Source organism: Psychrobacter sp. PL19, from assembly GCF_017875835.1.
GTDB lineage: Bacteria > Pseudomonadota > Gammaproteobacteria > Pseudomonadales > Moraxellaceae > Psychrobacter.
This window is the reverse complement of the sequence record NZ_JAGING010000001.1, coordinates 2,407,063-2,426,989: the sequence shown is the minus strand read 5'-3', so window position 1 is coordinate 2,426,989 and position 19,927 is coordinate 2,407,063. Positions and strand designations below refer to the sequence as shown.

Annotated in this window: 13 protein-coding genes and 1 pseudogene; 9 read left to right on the top strand and 5 right to left on the bottom strand. The window is 44.0% G+C overall.

Annotated features, from left to right (window positions below; all coding sequences use genetic code 11):
* Positions 1-8: 8 nt before the first annotated feature.
* Together H4W00_RS09670 and H4W00_RS09665 are read left to right on the top strand one after the other, a co-directional pair.
* Positions 9-494: pseudogene (locus H4W00_RS09670) on the top strand (transposase family protein); the annotation flags it as partial.
* A gap of 139 nt (positions 495-633) precedes the next feature.
* A complete protein-coding gene (locus H4W00_RS09665; RefSeq protein WP_209957673.1) occupies positions 634-1,704 on the top strand; it encodes an ornithine cyclodeaminase family protein in 1,071 nt (356 codons plus the stop codon).
* Between the two features lie 306 nt (positions 1,705-2,010).
* Here H4W00_RS09665 and H4W00_RS09660 read toward each other — a convergent pair whose 3' ends face one another.
* The 3 genes from H4W00_RS09660 to katG all read right to left on the bottom strand — a co-directional run bounded on the left by H4W00_RS09660 (position 2,011) and on the right by katG (position 7,351).
* The gene (locus H4W00_RS09660; RefSeq protein ID WP_209957672.1) at positions 2,011-3,030 is read right to left on the bottom strand and encodes an LLM class flavin-dependent oxidoreductase; all 1,020 of its coding nucleotides are present in this window, start codon (positions 3,028-3,030) and stop codon (positions 2,011-2,013) included.
* 603 nt (positions 3,031-3,633) lie between these two features.
* Entirely contained in the window at positions 3,634-4,521 is an 888-nt protein-coding gene (locus H4W00_RS09655; RefSeq protein WP_442793116.1) for a LysR substrate-binding domain-containing protein, read from the bottom strand.
* A gap of 649 nt (positions 4,522-5,170) precedes the next feature.
* Complete coding sequence (gene katG / locus H4W00_RS09650; RefSeq protein WP_209959146.1) at positions 5,171-7,351, bottom strand: catalase/peroxidase HPI; 2,181 nt, start codon at positions 7,349-7,351, stop codon at positions 5,171-5,173.
* Between the two features lie 855 nt (positions 7,352-8,206).
* On the opposite strand from katG, the gene H4W00_RS09645 reads away from it, so the two are divergent.
* The 5 genes from H4W00_RS09645 (at position 8,207) to H4W00_RS09625 (ending at position 14,890) form a co-directional block, all read left to right on the top strand.
* Entirely contained in the window at positions 8,207-9,874 is a 1,668-nt protein-coding gene (locus H4W00_RS09645; RefSeq protein WP_209957669.1) for an AmpG family muropeptide MFS transporter, read from the top strand.
* 48 nt (positions 9,875-9,922) lie between these two features.
* Entirely contained in the window at positions 9,923-10,891 is a 969-nt protein-coding gene (gene prmC, locus H4W00_RS09640) for a peptide chain release factor N(5)-glutamine methyltransferase (RefSeq protein WP_209957666.1), read from the top strand.
* A gap of 329 nt (positions 10,892-11,220) precedes the next feature.
* Complete coding sequence (locus H4W00_RS09635) at positions 11,221-11,994, top strand: HesA/MoeB/ThiF family protein (RefSeq protein ID WP_327193172.1); 774 nt, start codon at positions 11,221-11,223, stop codon at positions 11,992-11,994.
* Between the two features lie 181 nt (positions 11,995-12,175).
* Entirely contained in the window at positions 12,176-13,489 is a 1,314-nt protein-coding gene (locus tag H4W00_RS09630; protein ID WP_209957661.1) for an ABC1 kinase family protein, read from the top strand.
* A gap of 132 nt (positions 13,490-13,621) precedes the next feature.
* On the top strand, positions 13,622-14,890 hold the full coding sequence (locus H4W00_RS09625) for a YbfB/YjiJ family MFS transporter (RefSeq protein ID WP_334684936.1): 1,269 nt from the start codon (positions 13,622-13,624) through the stop codon (positions 14,888-14,890).
* Positions 14,891-14,985: 95 nt separating this feature from the next.
* Here H4W00_RS09625 and H4W00_RS09620 read toward each other — a convergent pair whose 3' ends face one another.
* Complete coding sequence (locus tag H4W00_RS09620) at positions 14,986-15,474, bottom strand: Lrp/AsnC family transcriptional regulator (protein ID WP_209957658.1); 489 nt, start codon at positions 15,472-15,474, stop codon at positions 14,986-14,988.
* Between the two features lie 234 nt (positions 15,475-15,708).
* Between H4W00_RS09620 and leuA the strand changes: the two genes are divergently transcribed.
* Both leuA and H4W00_RS09610 read left to right on the top strand, forming a co-directional pair.
* Positions 15,709-17,484, top strand: coding sequence for a 2-isopropylmalate synthase (gene leuA, locus H4W00_RS09615; RefSeq protein WP_209957656.1), 1,776 nt, complete (start codon positions 15,709-15,711; stop codon positions 17,482-17,484).
* A 325-nt stretch (positions 17,485-17,809) separates the two neighbouring features.
* Positions 17,810-18,415, top strand: a complete 606-nt coding sequence (locus tag H4W00_RS09610) for a hypothetical protein (protein WP_209957654.1) — start codon at positions 17,810-17,812, stop codon at positions 18,413-18,415.
* A gap of 111 nt (positions 18,416-18,526) precedes the next feature.
* Here H4W00_RS09610 and accC read toward each other — a convergent pair whose 3' ends face one another.
* On the bottom strand, positions 18,527-19,888 hold the full coding sequence (accC, locus tag H4W00_RS09605) for an acetyl-CoA carboxylase biotin carboxylase subunit (RefSeq protein WP_209957651.1): 1,362 nt from the start codon (positions 19,886-19,888) through the stop codon (positions 18,527-18,529).
* Positions 19,889-19,927 lie beyond the last annotated feature (39 nt).

Sequence of the window (19,927 nt, the reverse complement as noted above, 5' to 3'; positions counted from 1 at the left end):
AAGCGCAAGTCATTGTGCACTGGCAGACGGGTCTGATACTCGATGTTCAAACTCGCAAAGGTGCGGTACATGACTTTAGTCTTTACAAACAGACTTGTCCTGACTGGTTGCCTAAATGCACCAACTACCTAGCAGACAGCGGCTATCAAGGTATCGCCAAACTCCATGACCAAGCATTTATACCTTTTAAAAAACCAAAAGGGGGTGAATTATTAACGCTTTGCAAGCAAGCGAATCAGTACCTAGCAAAGCTCCGTATTCTAGTTGAACACAAAATAGGTCTGATTAAGCTGTTTAAAATTATTGCCCACCGCTATCGTAATCGTCGTCAGCGCTATGATTTGAGAATGAAGCTGTTCGCAGCGGTGGTTAATTTCGAGCTTGAGCTATGGCTTTTTCAAGAGGTCTACTTACCTTACAGTATTAATGCTTTTTATTTTAAACAATATTGTGGCGCAACTCTTGTTAAGTGGTTAAAACAATATCCATCGTGATTCTAAGAGTATAACGGCACCATGAATAGTCAATAATAAGTCAATAATAAGTCAATAATAAGTCAATAATAAGTCAATAATAAGTCAATAATAAGTCAATAAAAATTTAGTAAACATTTAATAAACAAGGAGTCTGGTTATGCAGTGGTTAAATCAAGAAACGGTCACCGAACATCTCAACATGCAAGCGGCTATCGATACTATTGAAGCGTTACTACATCGGCAAGCCGTGCATCCCAGTTGGATTAAATCACCTGAACGTCTGGTGATTGAGACTTTTAGTGATGAGCTTTTTAGTGATGAGCTTTTTAGCAACAGTAGTACGCACAGCTCAGGCACCCATTTATCGATGCCCGCGACGATTTACGATGGTCAGCAAGAGTATACGGCAGTCAAATTAGTTACTATTTGTCCTGACAACCCCAGTCGTAATCTACCGACTACCACTGCAATTATTACCGTATCGAACAATGCCACGGGTGAAGTATTAGCCGTGATGGATGGGATCTATATTACCCAGGTGCGCACAGCAGCGCTATCGGGTATCGCGACTAAATACATGGCGCCCGACGACTGCCAAAGGGTCGCAGTGGTCGGTTGCGGTGGTATGGCTTATGAGCAGCTAAACGCTGTACTTACCGTGCGGCCTGAGATTAAAACTGTTTATCTCTGGAATAGAAGCCATGAAGGTGCTGAGAGTTTTAAAAAGAGATTTGCCCATGATTATCAGCAGTGGAATGTTGAACTTATAGTTTGCGAACAGCTCGAAGATGCCATTAAAGATGCAGACATTATTAATGTGGCCACGCGCGCTAAGAGTGGTTTGTTTTCGGTAGATCAGATTAAGCCTAACGTGCATATTAATGCGGTTGGGGCTTATCAGGCCTCAATGAAAGAGATTAGTAACGATGTTATTGCAGCCGGTTGCATGATCGTCGTTGATGATCTAGTCGGTAGCCATCATGAAGCCGGGGATTTAATTCAAGCTCATAACGCAACTGATTGTGCATGGACTTGGGATGAGCTTAATGGTGATCTCCAAGCGCTGGTGACAGGGAAAATAACACCATCATCAAAAGAGCAGGCTACCAAAGCTGAGCAAACCATCACTTTATTTAAGTCGGTGGGCGCCGCCAGCTTTGATGCGGCAGTAGCTGTACATATTACGGAACTTGCTCAGCAAAAAAACCTTGGTATTGCTCTTTATTAAAACCTTGGCTGTCCGTTTTGATCAATAAGGGAATAATAAAACCCTATTATTAGAACTAAAAATAAGCACAAAAAAAGCCTCCCCATCTTAGTGTGATAGGAAGGCTTTTAAAGTTAATTTAATAGTGAACAGTTAGCGTTGATTATGGTCTTCATCTCGAAGTTTATGACGCTTACTGGTGCTACGATAGGTCAGATAGGCACCAAGGGCCATAAGTGCAATAAAGGCCAGAATATATAAAAATATTGTGGAACCAATGAGAGCCGAGGGATGCATATTAGTTATCTCATAGAGGTTGATAAGCTATTATGCAGGGACCGTATGGGATTGTAAAGAAAACAGATTTAATTGAGGCGCTAGTGATAGCGAATGCAAACGCGCTGCTTGGTCATAAATATTTGCTGTTACAATCAGCTCATCAGGCTCGTATTGAGCAATAAAATCAGCAAGCTTCGGCTTGACGGTTTCAACTGACCCAATGAAGGATACTGATAAGGCTTTATCAACGCCCATTTTTTCTGCAGGACTCCACATACTATCCATGTTTTCTATAGGTTTTGGCATTTTGCCACTCGTATTACGGAACAGGTTCACAAAGCCTTGCTGAGCTGAACTAAAGTGGTAGTTTGCGGTTGCGTCATCATCTGCTAGCAATAAGTTTGCTGCTACCATCATATAAGGTTTATCGAGATAAGCGGAGGGCTGGAACTGCTCACGATAAGCCGTGATCGCCTTACTAAGCATTTGCGGGGCAAAATGGGACGCAAACACATAAGGTAGACCTAGATGTGCAGCCAACGTAGCACCAAATAGTGAAGACCCTAAGATCCAAATAGGGACATTTGATTGTGCACCTGGGAACGCTTGTACTGGGCTATTACTGGTCTCGTCACCTAGTAAATACATCAGTTCTTGCACATCTTGTGGGAAGCGTTCAGCATCTTGCATTTGGCGGCGTAAGGCTTGAAAGGTCGCGCCATCAGATCCTGGTGCGCGTCCGAGTCCCAAGTCAATACGGTCGCCATATAAGGCTTGTAGGGTGCCGAACTGTTCAGCGACTACCAATGGCGCATGGTTCGGTAACATGATGCCACCTGAGCCAATACGGATATGGTCAGTTTGGCTGCCGATATGTGATAACAATACTGAGGTTGCTGCGCTAGCAATACCAGGCATGTTGTGGTGCTCAGCCAGCCAATAACGATTTAAGCCGATTTGTTCTGCTTGCTGCGCCATCTCAACGGTTTGAGCAATACCATCAGCGATGGTTTTACCGGTAGGGACGGGCGCTAAGTCTAAGAAGGATAAAGGAATCGTATTACTCATAAGTCACCTAGTTTTCTGCCATATCAACGATGGCATTATTATGTTTGTATCATATTATATCGAAAAAAAAGCCACCGTCATTCGCGTCACAATGACTCGAATTATCTTCAGTAGTTATGCGAGTAGCTATGCGAGTACTAATGGCTTGACAGCTTATATGATGGGGCGATTAGGCTTGACAACTTATATGATGGGGCGGTTATTATGGATATAAAGGTTAATACTCTAGTTAATAACAATTCTTAATAATACCGCTTTAATGAGGCAGCTTTTAATAATACGATAAAGTAAAAAATACAGCGTAAGTAAAAGTATAGTTAAAATACCTTAAAAACGCTACGTTACTGCTGGTATACGCTTTTTGCAGCCTCTGTCTGCGTAGGCACAGCAAGCAAGAAAAACTTATGCCAGCAGTAGGTTATGTATCGATATTACTTTTCATTAACTATAGGTGAGGCAAGGACCAAAAAAAGGCACCGCTATCCATTCAATAGCGGTACCGTTCATCTGGGTCATCTTTTAATAGAGGTAGGGGTTATAAATTAAAAGCGGTTATTATTTCCTAAACAGCTACTACCTAAACAGCTACTACCTAAACAGCTACTAACTAAACTGCTGCTGGCACAGTTCTATAAAAGCACGACCATATTGACGGATTTCTGCATCGTCACGTACCGCCATCCAACTGGTAAAGCGGCCAAAATGATCGACTGGAATGGCCGTTAGATTCTGATAATGGCTGGGCTCAAAGGCCATCTCTGCGATAATACCAACGCCTAATCCGAGGCCCACATAGGTGCTAATCACGTCAGCATCTAGTGCTGCTAAAACAATATCAGGCTCGAGTCCGGCATCACTAAAGGCCTTGTCAATCGTTCCGCGTCCGGTAAAGCCGCCGTGATAAGTGATTAGTGGGTAGCTGGCAAGCGTCGGTAGATCGACAGTCTCTTGACTTGCAAGCTCATGATCACTTGGTACGATGACACGGTGTGTCCAGTCGTAATAGCGATGGCAACGCAAATAGTTATTATGAAGTAACGATTCGGTGGCAATACCGATATCTGCTTGGCCACGAATCACCATCTGCGCGATAGTCTCAGGATCCGCTTGTTGGAGAATCAGATTTACTTTAGGGAAGCGTTCTTTAAATTCTTTAACCACTTGAGGCAACACATAGCGTGCCTGCGTATGAGTGGTCGCAATGGTCAAGGTACCAGTGTTTGGATTATTAAAATCAAGGCTTAAATTCTCGATGGTACGAATTTCGGCAAATATAGACTCAATATGCGGCATGAGCGCCGTGCCCATAGTTGTCAGTCCGGTCAATCGCTTGCCTTGGCGGACAAAAACTTCAGTTTTGAGCTGGTTCTCAAGGGCCGCAATATGCTTGGACAAGCTCGACTGGCTGGTATGCAATACCGTTGCGGCTTGGCTTAAGTTATAACCATTAACTACGGTATGCCAGACGGTTTCTAATTGCTTAAGCTGAATTTGTAGATGCCGCTGGTTGACCACTACGTCAATTGCCATAACCTAATTCCTCGTAAATATAAAATAGCCACTGTCTGGATGTAAGCACAACAAAGCCTACAAAAATGCAGCAAGGCCTCAGTGTAAAACAAATTCATTATTCTTGTATATAATTAATAGGTATCTATTTATGTTATTTTGGAATAATGGGCTACACTGTTATATGGCTAAATAGGATGTAACGAAATTTAAGATACCTATCAATAACACCGATAAACAACACCGATAAACAATACCGATAAACAACACTAATTTTTATGAGATTGTTTCTTATAATCTTGTTATAAAGGCAAAGTAATAAATAACACTAGACCGCACTGATAGCGAACGATTAAATCAGCTGGTAGGTATAGTTAAGATACCTTAAAAACGCGACGGTACTGCCAGTACAATATTTTTGCAGCCCCTGTCTGCGTAGGCACAGCAAGCAAGAAAAACTTATGCCAGTAGTATGCTATGTATCGATATTACTCTTCATTGACTATATCTGCTAAATTAACATCTATTAAGTTACAGATTATGAAATTTCAGTTTGTGATAGACAATAAAAAAGAGCCCCCTTTTAAGGGGGCTCTTTTGGTAGCGTTAAATAGTAGCTAGAAGGCGGATGCTAGAAGCGATCAGTATTCATTACTTTGTCCCATGCTTTGATGAAGTCATGGACGAATTTTTCCAAGTTATCATCTTGTGCATATAACTCTGCATAAGAACGCAATATAGAGTTAGAGCCAAATACCAAGTCAACACGAGTGGCCTGCCATTTAACGTTACCAGTCGCACGTTCGCGCACTTCATATAGGTTGCGACCAGCGTTTTCGCTATTCTCTTCCTTAATGGGGTGCCAAGTGAGATTCATATCGGTTAAATTAACAAAGAAATCATTACTGAGCGTGCCGGCGCGGTCGGTAAAGACCCCATTTTGACTGTGGCTATGATTGGTATCAAGGACACGCATACCGCCGACTAATACCACCATTTCAGGAGCGCTCAGTCCCATCAATTGGGTACGATCAAGCAACATCTCTTCAGGTGATACTGTATAGCTGTCTTTAACCCAGTTGCGATAGCCGTCATGACGTGGCTCAAGATCGCCAAACGATTCAGCATCGGTCATTTCATCTGTTGCATCACCGCGGCCTGGATTGAAGGGTACGTTGGCCTCGACGCCGGCAGCAGCAGCAGCTTGCTCAATAGCAGTGTTACCAGCCAGTACAATTAAATCAGCAATACTAACGGGCTTGGCAAACTTAGCCTGAATAAGAGTCAAGGCTTCAAGCACACGTTGCAATTGCTCAGGCTCATTGCCAACCCAGTCTTTTTGCGGGGCTAAGCGAATACGAGCACCGTTGGCACCGCCGCGATAGTCAGAGAAACGGAAAGTGCTTGCGCTGTCCCAGGCCGTAATAATCATCTCGCGACGACTCAGACCGCTGTCTAAGATTTGCGCTTTTAGCGTTGCAATATCATCGGTGCTTAAATCAGTATTGCCTTCTACAACTGGGTCTTGCCATACAAAGGTTTCTGCTGGTACATCAGCACCTAAATAACGTGCTTTAGGTCCCAAGTCGCGATGGGTAAGCTTAAACCAAGCTTTGGCAAACACTTCATCAAAGTATTCTGGGTTTTTATGGAAGTTTTCTGAAATCACGCGATAAGCCGGATCTTTGATCATTGCCATATCGGCATCGGTCATCATGGGATTACGGCGTATACTTGGGTCATGCGCATCTAAAGGCTTGTCTTCCTCACGGATGTCGGTAGGCTCCCATTGCCATGCACCAGCTGGACTCTTAGTGAGTTCCCAGTTGTGACCAAGTAGCATCTCAAAGTACTCATAATCCCACCGCGTAGGGTTGGTGGTCCATGCGCCTTCAATACCACTTGAGACCGTATCGCCTGCATTGCCGGTACCATTAGGGTTGCGCCAGCCGAAACCTTGCTCAGTGACATCTGCTGCTTCAGGCTCACTTCCTAATAAGCTTGCATCACCGTTACCATGGGACTTACCGACAGTGTGTCCACCTGCGGTTAAAGCGACGGTTTCTTCATCATTCATAGACATCCGGCCAAAGGTCGTACGAATATCGTGTGCGGTTTTTATGGGGTCAGGGTTACCATCAACACCTTCAGGGTTGACATATACTAAGCCCATTTGTACAGCAGCAAGAGGATTCTCAAGCGAGGTACGTTCTTGGTCATCATAGTAACGGTTATTGGTTGCCGCTAGCCATTCGCGCTCAGAGCCCCAATTAATGTCTTTTTCTGGATGCCAGATATCAGCGCGACCGCCAGCGAAGCCTAAGGTCTTAAAGCCCATTGACTCGTAGGCCATATTACCGGCCAAAATCATTAAATCTGCCCAAGACAATTTATTGCCGTATTTCTTCTTCATTGGCCATAATAGACGACGCGCTTTGTCCAAGTTAACGTTATCTGGCCAACTGTTTAGTGGTGCAAAGCGTTGATTACCAGTGTTAGAGCCACCGCGTCCATCGGCGCCACGATAGGTACCAGCAGAATGCCATGCCATGCGAATCATCAGACCGCCGTAATGGCCCCAATCCGCTGGCCACCATTCTTGCGAATCGGTCATCAGGTCTTTTAAATCTTGCTTAACGGCTTCTAAGTTTAATTGCTTAAAGGCAGCAGCATAGTCAAAATCAGGATCCATGGGATTGGTCTTGTGATCTTGCTGATGCAAAATATCTAGATTTAAGGCGTTAGGCCACCAATCAGTTGCTGCTGATGAGGTGTTGGTATGTGACTGATTCATGACCGGACAGCCGCTCATACTGGGACGCTGAGCAGCTTGCGACTGATCGACGTTTTCACTATGAATGGTTGGGCCATCGCCTTGGTCGTGGGCAGTACTGCTAGCATTAGTATTTTCGTTATTGCTGTCATGATTGACAGGGCAGCGCTCATTATCCGAGGCTGTATTATTAGTAGTCGAGTCTGACATCTTGTAACTCCTAGGTGGTGATAGTAAAACTGTCAATAGCATCGGTCGGCGCTACTGTTTATTTGTCTAGCATAGAGGGTTATCTATAATTTATAAAACCAATAAATAAAAAGGATATGATTTAAATAACTCATCATTGTATAAACGACAGCTTGTTTTTTTATGATGGCCAACGTTATAAATAATAAGTGCAGATCATTAATATTGCTATACTTTTGTCATAAGATTATTGTTTTAAAAAATAATATTTTAAATGTAACCTATAGGATCTTCTATAATATCGATTTTTGATATCTATGAACTAAATTTTATAGCCATTGACACTAACAGTTATCGATGCCAGTAGCACGTAATAAAAGCTTTTATTATACAGGGGTAAATAAAAATAGATAAGGCTTAACAGTTACGTAAGCTGGTGATACCTTGTGTTACGTCTTTGAGGCAAAAATGGCGCTATAGTGCGCTTGATGTGACAGTTAGTGCAAAAATATCGACAGAATGTCTAGTCAAGCTACGCGTTCTGAAGTACCATAATTAAATTTTGCGATCAGCGTTATTTTCTTTGCGCAGAGCTAGGCAGTTTTTTATCCCAATGGTATTGATGTCATGAGACGAGTCGGTATAATTTTGGATAAAGAATAGCGCACTGTCGTATTTTTTATTCTCAGTTTTTGGTGAGTCGTTATGTCTGCTGTCCAACCGGTAACCCCCAACCCTAAGGTCGCCAAAAAGTCATTTAGCGAGTCCTTGCAAGCGTATCTTGATCGGCGTTCGATTATCATGCTGTTTTTAGGTTTTGTCGCGGGTATTCCTATTTTACTGATTTTTTCGAGCCTATCGTTATGGCTGCGCGAAGCAGGTATTGACCGTAGTGTGGTAACAATGTTCAGCTGGGCGGCGCTTGGTTATGCCTTTAAGTTTATCTGGGCACCACTTATTGATGCGGTGCCATTGCCCATATTAACCAAGTTACTTGGTCGTCGGCGTAGCTGGATACTAGTAGCGCAGCTGATGATTATTGCCGCGATTTGTATCATGGCCAGTGTTAACCCGGCTAATGAAGGCAGCTTGGTGCTGATGGCCGTTGGTGCGGTACTGCTCGGATTCTCATCTGCCACTCAAGATATCGTTATTGATGCTTACCGTATTGAATTGGCACCGCCCAGTCTACAGGCAGTGTTATCTGCTATGTATGTCACTGGCTACCGTTTGGGCATGATTGTCGCGGGTGCTGGTGCGCTATATCTAGCTGATTATTTTGGTTCTACCGAAAGCTTTTATAGCTATGCAGCGTGGCGTAATACCTATTGGATTATGGCAGGGGTCATGGGTGTGGGGGTGATTACCACTTTAGTCATTCATGAGCCGATCAGGCAACAAGTAGACGTTGAGCGTAAGACCTCAGACTACACTCGTCTGGTACTGGTATTTGCTATCTCAGTCATAGGTTTTGTATTGGTGTTTGCTAATGCCGGACTAGTACTACCCGAGACCGAAGGTGTGTTTTCGGGTTTTCTAATCGAAGTGGTGCGGATGGTATTGAGCTTAGCAGCCGCTTTAGCTGTCGGTTATGGTTTAGTAAAAGCCAATCTTGTAGAGCAGGAGTTTGCTAAGACCACATGGATTGAGCCTATTGCTGACTTTTTCCGTCGTTACGGCAAAAAAGCCTTATTGTTATTAGCACTGATTGGTCTCTACCGTATCTCTGATATTGTCGCTGGGGTCATCTCTAACGTCTTTTATCAAGATATGGATTTCACTAAGGTTGATATTGCCAATGCGGTTAAACTGGTTGGTGTGGTCATGGCCATCGCTGGTGGCTTTTTAGGTGGCTTATTAGCCCAAAAAATGCGTATTATGCGCGCCATGATGGTCGGGGCAATCCTAGCTTGCGTGACTAACCTGCTATTTATTTTGCTGACTTACCATCCAGGTAGTCTACCCTATATGTATTTTGCCGTGATTCTTGATAATCTTGCTGCCGGTCTTGCCAGTGCCGTATTTATTGCTTTTTTGTCTGCCTTAACTTCCATTCGCTTTACTGCTGTCCAGTATTCGATATTCTCATCACTCATGACCCTGCTACCAAAAGTAGTGGGTGGTTACTCGGGTACTATCGTTGATAGCACCAGTTATCCATTCTTTTTTATGCTTACCTTTTTAATTGGTATTCCTATTCTAGCGTTGATTTATTATGTTGATAAGCATATCGTTATTGGTGATAACGATGATATTTATGGTGATGGCGGTGACGACAACAACAATAACAGTGGTGGCAATAAAGGGGTTGAATTAACCAAGGCCAATCCTAATCTGACCAATACCAAGGAACCACCGCGTGCGCCAGAATAAAGCACGAATTACAATGAATAAGATGCGGATAACTACTAAGAGTCGTTTATGACAGCGCCCAAAGCACAAGAAATGACAGTAAAGCAAATCAAACAGCAAGTAGCAAGTATGTCTAAAAGCACGGCTAACGATGCTGGTATTCCACAGTTTTGGCTAACCGATTGGTTGCTTTATGTACTAGCTAAGCCATCTACATTTCTTATTATGGAAGAGAATTACCAGCTGACGGGTAGTGAGTTTGAACAATTCACTGCTGGTGTGGCCGAGATGCAGCAGGGTGTACCTTTAGCGTATTTGACCGGTCAGCAAGAGTTTTGGTCATTAGATTTTAAAGTGAATGAACATACCTTGATACCGAGACCAGATACTGAGATCTTGGTTGAGCAAGTATTACACTGGATCATGGCTCAAGCTGACTTTATGAACCTGCAACCTAATGCTGTAACCAGTGTAGCTAACAAGCGACTACTCGATTTGGGCACAGGTTCAGGCTGTATTGCCATTAGTCTTGCTCATGAGCTAGCGCAAAACAGTGCTACTATGGCAAAAACTAGCAATGCAAAAATTGAGGTTGTAACAAATAGCTGGCAGGTAGTCGCCGTTGATTTTTCAGCGGCAGCACTGGAAGTAGCGCGGCACAACGCCGTCGCTAATAAGATCACGAATATCGAATTTGTCCAAAGCAGCTGGTATAGCGAATTATCTACCGATACTAGGCAGTTATTCGATGTGATTGTCTCCAATCCACCTTATATCGATGAAGCTGATGAGCACCTGGTAGGTTTGCTAGCAGAGCCAATCAGTGCTTTGAGTGCGCGCAATCATGGTTTGGCTGATATTGAACATATCGTTGAGCAAGCCCCGCAGTACCTACGAGCGGGTGGGTTACTAGCTATTGAACATGGCTTCGACCAGGGCGCTGCCGTCCGACAGCTATTTATTGATAATGGTTTTAAGAATGTGAAAATAGTGCAAGATTTTGGTGGCAATGATCGAATAACTCTTGGGCAGCTCTAGCGAAATTTTCGCCGGTTTAATCGGTTTAATCGGTTTGGCTAAGGTGAATGATCCAAACGTAAATAACGGGTCTAGATCCTTTTCCCCAAGCAGATTTTAGTTGCTACAGCTGGTTCAAAATAAAATAGATACATTTGTGTCAGGGTACTACTGGTATAAATTTTTCTTGCTTGCTATTCGCGCGCGTGACAGAGGCTGCGAAAAATTCATAACAGCAGCACTGTATCGTTTTTAAATTGGATTGACTATAGTCAAGCTTTAAATGGCCAGCTCTTAAATAATAGTTTTTAAATGAATACTTTTTTTAAACGATGAATTTGGTAATTAATATGACGCAATTAACCGACGCTGAGCTGTTACGTTATGCCCGACAAGTATTGCTCGACGGCTGGGATATTGATGCCCAGTTACGGCTAAAGTCAGCGCGGGTGGTAATGATAGGCGCGGGTGGTCTTGGCTGTCCAGCTTCTGAGACCCTAGTGCGTGCTGGTCTGGGGCAAGTACACCTGATTGATGATGATGTGATTGAGGCCAGTAACCTACAACGACAAACACTGTTCTTACCCGCTGACATCGGTCAGCCAAAAGCCTTAACGGCGGCACAGATGCTGCAACGGATTAATCCACTTATCAAGGCTCGTGGCACCGTGGCGCGTCTTAGTGAAGACAACGCTTATGAGCTATTAGATATGGTGTCAGGTAAGCCGGACTTGCTGCTAGACTGTACTGATAATTTTGCGACTCGCGATATTATTAATCGTATCAGTGTGCGCTATCAGATTCCGCTACTGTCTGCTTCAGCGATTGCGATGCAAGGTCAGCTGGCATTGTTTGAGCCGCAGTTAAAAACAGGCTGTTACCACTGTGTGTTCGGTGCACCTCATACTGATACAGAGTTTGACGAGCTCACTTGCGCTAATTCTGGGGTGCTGGCCAGTACCACTGCTATCATGGGCAGCTTGCAAGCCAACGCCGCCTTGCAATATTTAGGATTAGCCAAAAATCCCCTAGCAAATAAACTGCTAATATGGGACGGTAGCCAAATGCAGCAGAAGCTGATGGGCTATCGGCAAGATCAGCAGTGTCCGATCTGTGCTGTTTAAGATCTGATAATGAATTCATTAGCAATCGGTTACGGTAGCAGACTCAGCTCATGTATCAAGTGTATGATCTTCACGGCTGTTACTAATACCCGTTTTATATTTAACCCACTACACTGTATACGTTCTTAACTAATTTCATATGTTCTTAACTAATTTTGCTTACTGATAACAGTTGTCATTTATGAAAACGCATCGTCCTCATTTATTAAAGCATACCTTCAATATCGTTAACCGTGTTTGTCAAACAGCCAGTATCGCAGGGTTGTCTGCGTTAAGAGTGGCAAAAGGTGAAAAGCCTGATGCCAAGCTGTTAAAAGAAACCTTTGAGCAGCTGGGTACCACTTATATCAAAATCGGACAGTTTATTGCTAGTACGCCGTCGCTATTTCCGCGTGAATATGTTGAGGCGTTTCAAGGCTGTTTAGATCAAACTACCCCTTTATCGTATGATTATATAGAGCGAGTATTGACGAACGAGTTGGCGACACATGGTCAGACCCTAAGCGATAAATTTGCTCACATCGACAAAAAACCATTGGCATCTGCCTCTATTGCCCAAGTGCATGCCGCGCGCCTCTACAATGGTGATGAAGTGGTCATCAAGGTGCAAAAGCCCGGTGTCGAAATCATCATGCAGACAGATCTGGGGGTATTACACGCCGTCACTAAGCTGTTAGAGCTGCTAATGCCGTCCATGAAGTTTGCCAGTATCGCTCCGATTATCGATGAGATTCGGTTACGTATGCTAGCAGAAACAGACTTTATCGCTGAGGCAAAAAATATTCGTGATTTTCAGCAGTTTTTGACGGTATCAGGTAATACGCGGGTTATAGCACCTGAAGTCTATGATGAGTTGACCACTAAGCGCATATTGACCATGAGTCGATTGCGCGGGGTTTCTATGGTCGATGAGGCCGCCATGCGTCAATATTGCGATGACCCAGCACAAGTGATGGCTGATACTCTAAATACCTGGTTTGCCAGCTTGATGCTGTGCAATAGCTTTCACGCTGATTTGCACGCCGGCAATTTGATGCTGTTAACGGATGGTCGAATTGGGTTTTTAGACTTTGGTATCGTGGGCAAATTAAAAGCGGAAAGCTGGCGTGCTTGTATCGGCATGATGCAAGCCCTGCAAGATAATGATTATCAGGCGATGGCGCACCATATGATCGATATGGAAATGACCCACGGGCGTAATGATGTGAACGCAGTTGATCTGGCTAACGATTTGCAGCGTATGATGCGCTCGATCGTAGCGGAAGACGTTACCTTCACCAGTGGGGTGCCTTTTAATACTAAAGAGCAGGCGAATGAGCTCAATAAAATGATGCTTGAGATTGTCGATGTGGGCAAACGCCATGGTATCCATTTTCCACGTGATTTTGCCTTATTGACCAAACAACTATTATACTTTGATCGGTTCATGCGTACGTTGGCCCCTGATATGGATATGTTTAGTGATAAGCGAGTCGCTATGCTGGGACAGAATTAGCCAACAATAATTTCGTAAATCTCATAGTAATCGATAGCAAGGTTAACTGCTGCTTCAGAGTGCTAAGTGCGGTTCTTCCAAAGTTTTCTAACACAAAGGATTGTGTGCTAATCGACACAAATTGGCTCCGTCATGATGACTGAATCTCGCCGCCGTATTATACCCGCCATTACCAACGAAACCGCCATCGCAGGGATAGGACTGTACTGTCTGGCGGTGGTGATGGGCTATGGGCGCTTTTTGTTTACCGCTACCTTACCCGATATTATGACTCAGCTGACGCTGTCGACCACTATTGCCGGATGGCTTGCTTCGATCAATTATATTGGTTACTTTATTGGTGCGCTTATTGCGATGTTTGTGCCCCACCGCTTGACCTGGCAAATGCTGATCGTGTGGACCAGTGTGAGTATTATCACCACTATGCTGTTAGTTGTGCCCGAGTTGTCTTTAGGCTCTTGGTATGTCATTCGTCTGCTGTCAGGGGTCGCTAGTGGGGTGGCAATGATTTTGAGTTCCTCATTGGTTATCCAGCGTTTTAGCATCAAGCGTCGTTCAGTACTCTCGACCCTACATTACGCGGGTATTGGAGTGGGTATTAGTGCTTCTGCCATATTGACCTGGTCGCTGTTAACGTTAGGCTATCATTTTGATATTATTTGGCTGGTTGCTGGCATAAGTAGTCTGCCGCTTTTATGGTTACTCTATGCCATACGGCCAGTTATTGAACCCAGTAAGGCCGCCGAGCAATTAGAGTCGCAACATCAACATCAACATCAGCGCTTTTCCGTGCAACAGACCTATATTAATTTCAAAAGATCGTTGTACGAGGCGGTCGTTGGTCACACCAAAGCCATCTTATTACTGTCAGCAAGTTATGTGCTTGCCGGATTTGGCTATATTACCTCAGCGACTTTTTTGCCGGTAATGGCTGCGCAGCGCCTGACCACGCAGACCTATGCTGGACTGCTCATTTGGCTGGTTGTGGGTATTTTTGCGATGCTATCCCCAATTTGGGGCGTACTTGCTAAGCGCATTGGTGAGATTAAAACCCTGATAGGCTTAACACTACTACAAGCCTTGGGTATGTTTTTGCCCTTATGGCTCGATGGGGCGCTGGGCTTATATGCTAACGCTGCTATTTTAGGACTAACCTTCGTCGGTATGGTTTCTATGACCTTGACTATTATTAAGAATATCAATCCAATCTATTCTAATTTACTGATGGGGCTAGCAACGTTGGCTTATGCATTAGGGCAGTTCATTGGACCGCTCGTGACGGTAGCGTTAGCTGGAGAAAGTGATAATTTTAATGCCGGATTACTGGTTGCCAGTGTGGGTCTGCTTATTGGCGTTGTTTTACTATTATTATTTTGGCGGCAAGTAAGACGTACAGCGTAGGATTGATGATCAGTATTCATCAATCAACGTTCAAATAAACTTTTTGCCTGTCCTCTTATATATTGGTATGGCGCCACTGCTTAGTAATGGCCCAATTAAACCACGCTGCGGCTAAACACTTCCCGCAGCTCAAAGCTAGTATGCACTTGAGCAACACCCTCAATACGATTGAGACGATGTAATAAAAACTCTTCATAGTGGGCCATATCGCGTACCCGTACCTTAATCAAATAATCTTCAGTACGGCCAGTGACGATGCTACAACTAATGACTTCATCGAAGCTTTGTACTTTACGCTCAAATTGCTCAAAGCGCTCAGCGGTATGGCGATCCATACTGATGGCAATAAATACCGCCAAAGGATAGCCTAATTTTTGCGCGTCGGTTTGAGTCTGGTAGCCAGTGATAATCCCAGTGTCTTCCAAACGCTTAATCCGCCGCGCACAGGGAGTAGCAGAAAGATTGACCCGTTCAGCAAGCTCGGTAATGCTCATGCGCGCTTGGGTCTGCAATAGGCGCAATAAACGCTTATCGGTGTCATCGATATCCGGGGGCACTAGGCTGTCGGAATAATTATTTGGCATAATGTGTTAAGTAATTAGAGGATTAAGTTGATTATAGCTATAAAATTAGAATTTATCACTAAAAAATGAATTATATAGCTATAATAAAGCTGTTTTTCACTTCATGAACTTTGCTACTATAATAGTATCAATTTTGACTGTCTTGCACGACAAACGCTGGCGGGCTCATAAACTACCCGGCCAACAATATAACTATTTAGAAATATAAACTATCACCTCTTCTAAGGATTGATTATGTCTGACCATGCCACACCTACTGCCAAAATAGCCCCAAAAAGTGCTGCTTTTGATTTTAATAAATATCGTGCATTTGCTTTTGCGCCATCGTTACCAGACCGTACTTGGCCGAGTAAAACGCTTGAGAAGTCGCCGATATGGGCCAGTGTGGATCTGCGTGATGGCAACCAAGCTCTAATTGATCCCATGACTATCGAGCAAAAAATGCGCTTTTTTAAGACCCTAGTTGACGTGGGCTTTAAAGAAATTGAAATTGGTTTCCCGTCAGCGGCGCAAGTTGAGTTCGATTTTGCTCGTAAATTAATTGAAGAAAATCACGTTCCAGAAGGCGTTACCTTACAAGTCTTGGTTCAAGCCCGCGAGCATTTGATTGCCCGTACTTTTGAGTCCTTAAAAGGCGCAAAACGTGCCATTGTTCATGTTTATAACTCAACTTGCCGTATCCAGCGTGAAAAGGTCTATGGCAAGGATAAAGCTGAGATTAAAGAAATTGCGGTTACCGGTGCTCATTTATTGGTTGAATATGCCGCCAAATACCCTGAAACAGAATGGGTATTCCAGTATTCTCCGGAGAGCTTTAGCCAAACAGAAACTGAATATGCAGTAGAAGTCTGCGATGCGGTCTGTGATGTGTGGCAGCCACAGCATGGCCAAGAAGTTATTCTCAACTTGCCAGCCACTGTTGAAGCGTCTATGCCTAATATCTTCGCTGACCAGGTCGAATATTTTTGCCGTAACCTTGCCAAGCGTGAGTATGTGACGATTAGCTTGCATACTCACAACGATCGTGGCTGTGCTGTAGCCGCCGCTGAGCTTGGTGTGCTTGCTGGCGCCGATCGTATCGAAGGCACATTACTTGGTAATGGTGAGCGCACTGGTAATATGGATATCATGGTTATGGCTATGAATTTATTCAGCCAAGGCATCGATCCTGAACTTGATTTCAGTAATATGAGTGAGATTGTGCAGGTGGTCAGCGAGTGTAATAACTTACCGGTACATCCGCGTCATCCTTATGTGGGTGAGCTGGTATTTACCGCCTTTAGTGGCTCGCATCAAGATGCCATCAAAAAATGCCTCGATTATAATGAGAGTCATGTCGAGCAGACCGAAAACGTTTGGGACGTGGCTTATTTGCCCATTGATCCGGCGCATATTGGTCGCAGTTACCAAGATGTGGTACGGATCAATAGCCAGTCAGGAAAAGGCGGGGTCGCTTATATCCTGCAGCGCAACTATGGCTTTAATTTACCGCGTTGGATGCAAATTGACTTTAGCCGGGTGGTACAGCATCAAGCCGAAACTGCTGCGCGTGAATTACAAAACGATGAAATATTGCAGACCTTCGAAACCACCTATCTACAGCAAGGCAGCTTTGAGCTATTAGATTACAGCGTCAATAACAAAGGTGGCGAGGTTTATTTTAACGGTCAAGTACAAATGAATGGTGAGACCATTACTCTTGATGGCACCGGAAACGGTCCATTGTCATCATTTATCAATGGCTTAGCGCAACATACTGGCAAGTCGCTACATGTCATCAACTATGCTGAGCACGCAATCAATCCACAGCATAGTAATGTTAATGGTGATGGTATTGATGATGATACCAACAGCGATAACAAGACTAATGCTAATGCCGCTGCTTATATTCAACTGAATGTCGATGGTGAGGTTTACTCAGGTATTGGTACTTGTAGCAGTACGGTTTCAGCGATGTTAAAAGGAGCGTTATCAGCCTTTGCTCAAGCACCAAGTTCCACTGCTGCATAACGGCTAATAACTGTCTTATTAAGCCCGTTAATCAAACACTCAGCTGGCTGTTGAGGTTTGCTTAGCCGCGTCAATAATTATAACGCCAGGTCTCCTTGCGGCACGCAAGTTAAGGTCATGGCGTTATTTTTTGCCAGAGGATTATCACTTTCTTCAACCGCTAAATATTTTTCAATGATAAGTTTATTAAAGTATAATTTGAACGTCAGTAGGTGACCTGTTAATTTATGTTTAGACACTAATAGCATAATGTTACTTGTGTTTTTAGGGTCTAAGATTTACGCTGAAGGTCATATTACCCATCAATAGTGAAAAAAGGTTGACCATGGAACCCGTCTCATTTGCCTCATTTACATTAGCCTCTATTTTAGCGTCGCTGCCAGTAAATGGCGAAGCAGTTCAGAAGTCGACGATTACGACACACATTAGCCCCGCCATCGCTGGACAATGGGAGATAGACTTAGGCAGTAACATTAATAATACTGCTATTAACAAGCGTATAGCCCAGTCTGCTGATGCCGTAATCGCTACTGACGAGCCTAAGGTGACAACAGGCCAAACAGATGGATTATTAGATCAAGATGAAAGGCGAATTATTAGTATTGCGCCTAATACCACAAGTGGGTCAGCGTCGAAGTCGACCCAGTGCCGTGAAGTATATAACTTCGGTGCAGACAATGAAATGTGGGCAGTCAGTGGCAAAGAATGGACCTATGGCCGTTATCTAGTCACGCACCGTGAAGAAGGGCTGCCAATTATCGCCATCAAAACTATTTATGACAATAACGAAAAGGACTGTTCGGGTAATCAGGTTGATCAAACTGATGAAGCCCTACTTGCCTTTTTAAATCATGATGGTAATAAAATGCAATGGTGTGCGGATCCTGATGGTAAAGAGTGCTATATGAACTTCAAAAGAGTCTTGCCTTAGTCTACCAAAGGTTGTCTTATCCAATCTCATTAAAAAACCGCTATCGTTGCTGATAGCGGTTTTTTTGATATAGATGTCGATAATCACCGAGCATCATAACAATGATACAGATCATGATGCCGCTTTTTCTTTATTAGCCGTCAGCAACTCTTTTTCAAGGTAATGAATATTTTGTGCTTCATTAACAAAATTCTCATCGGCTAAAATCACATCACGATGCAATGGGATGTTGGTTTTTATACCTTCAATGATTAGCTCATCCAGTGCATGTATGGTCTTAGCAATCGCTTGTTGGCGTGTCTGTCCATGACAGATAAGCTTGCCAATTAATGAATCATAATAACTGGGAATCTCATAACCAGGGTAAAGGTGCGAGTCAAAGCGAACCCCGGCACCACTTGGTGCAAACAGTTGGGTCACGGTACCAGGAGACGGCATAAAGGTAGTGGCATCTTCTGCATTGATACGACATTCGATAGCGTGACCTTGAACTTCAATCTCGCTTTGGCGATAGGACAGACCGTAGCCCGCAGCAATTTTTAATTGCTCAACCACCACGTCAATACCAGTAATCATTTCGGTGACTGGATGTTCAACCTGAACCCGAGTATTCATTTCAATAAAGAAAAATTCGTTATTTTCAAACAAAAATTCAAAGGTACCGGCACCGCGATATTTGACCAGCTCGCAAGCTTTGACACAAGCATCCAAAATTGGCTGACGCACATCATCAGGGATGTCAGGTGCTGGCGCTTCTTCTAATACCTTTTGATGGCGGCGTTGTAGTGAGCAGTCACGATCATATAAATGAATGGCGTTACCGTTACCATCGCCCAGCACTTGAACTTCGACGTGACGTGGGTTCTGTAAATAGCGTTCCATGTAGACGGTGTCGTCACCAAACCACAGCTCGGCTTCTTGTTTTGCCGCTTGGACTTGTCCGATAACTTCATCAAAACGCTCGACCACACGCATACCGCGTCCGCCGCCGCCCGATGCGGCTTTAATTATCAGCGGAAAGCCGATGTTGCGCGCTTGTTCTTCGGCGTTATGTAGGTTTACCGCACCAACAGAACCCGGTACGGTGGGCACACCCGCTTTTTTCATGGCATTAATAGCGGAAACTTTATTACCCATCAAACGAATATGATCAGCGTTCGGACCGACGAAAGTTAATCCTGCTTCTTCGACCCGCTCAGCGAACTCCGCATTTTCAGCTAAAAAGCCATAACCAGGGTGAATAGCATCAGCACCAGTAATTTCAGCCGCGGTTAAGATGGTACTAATATTTAAATAGCTTTGGTTGGCATTAGGCTTGCCAATACAGACGGCTTCGTCAACGAAGCGCAGGTGCATCAGATTTTCATCAGCGGTCGAATAGACGCCAACGGTCTCGATGCCAAGCGCTTTGCAGGCGCGTACGATACGTAAGGCAATCTCACCTCGATTGGCGATGAGCAGTTTTTTTATCATGGGGTCATCCTTGTCAAAGCGGCGTTGATTGATTAAATA

What these genes read in the sequence shown, in the direction of transcription:
- H4W00_RS09660 (WP_209957672.1), bottom strand. Translation starts at nt 3,030, where the DNA reads ATGAGTAATACGATTCCTTTATCCTTCTTAGACTTAGCGCCCGTCCCT.
- prmC (WP_209957666.1), top strand. Translation starts at nt 9,923, where the DNA reads ATGACAGCGCCCAAAGCACAAGAAATGACAGTAAAGCAAATCAAACAG.
- katG (WP_209959146.1), bottom strand. Translation starts at nt 7,351, where the DNA reads ATGAGCGGCTGTCCGGTCATGAATCAGTCACATACCAACACCTCATCA.
- accC (WP_209957651.1), bottom strand. Translation starts at nt 19,888, where the DNA reads ATGATAAAAAAACTGCTCATCGCCAATCGAGGTGAGATTGCCTTACGT.
- H4W00_RS09635 (WP_327193172.1), top strand. Translation starts at nt 11,221, where the DNA reads ATGACGCAATTAACCGACGCTGAGCTGTTACGTTATGCCCGACAAGTA.
- leuA (WP_209957656.1), top strand. Translation starts at nt 15,709, where the DNA reads ATGTCTGACCATGCCACACCTACTGCCAAAATAGCCCCAAAAAGTGCT.
- H4W00_RS09620 (WP_209957658.1), bottom strand. Translation starts at nt 15,474, where the DNA reads ATGCCAAATAATTATTCCGACAGCCTAGTGCCCCCGGATATCGATGAC.
- H4W00_RS09630 (WP_209957661.1), top strand. Translation starts at nt 12,176, where the DNA reads ATGAAAACGCATCGTCCTCATTTATTAAAGCATACCTTCAATATCGTT.
- H4W00_RS09625 (WP_334684936.1), top strand. Translation starts at nt 13,622, where the DNA reads ATGATGACTGAATCTCGCCGCCGTATTATACCCGCCATTACCAACGAA.
- H4W00_RS09645 (WP_209957669.1), top strand. Translation starts at nt 8,207, where the DNA reads ATGTCTGCTGTCCAACCGGTAACCCCCAACCCTAAGGTCGCCAAAAAG.
- H4W00_RS09610 (WP_209957654.1), top strand. Translation starts at nt 17,810, where the DNA reads ATGGAACCCGTCTCATTTGCCTCATTTACATTAGCCTCTATTTTAGCG.
- H4W00_RS09665 (WP_209957673.1), top strand. Translation starts at nt 634, where the DNA reads ATGCAGTGGTTAAATCAAGAAACGGTCACCGAACATCTCAACATGCAA.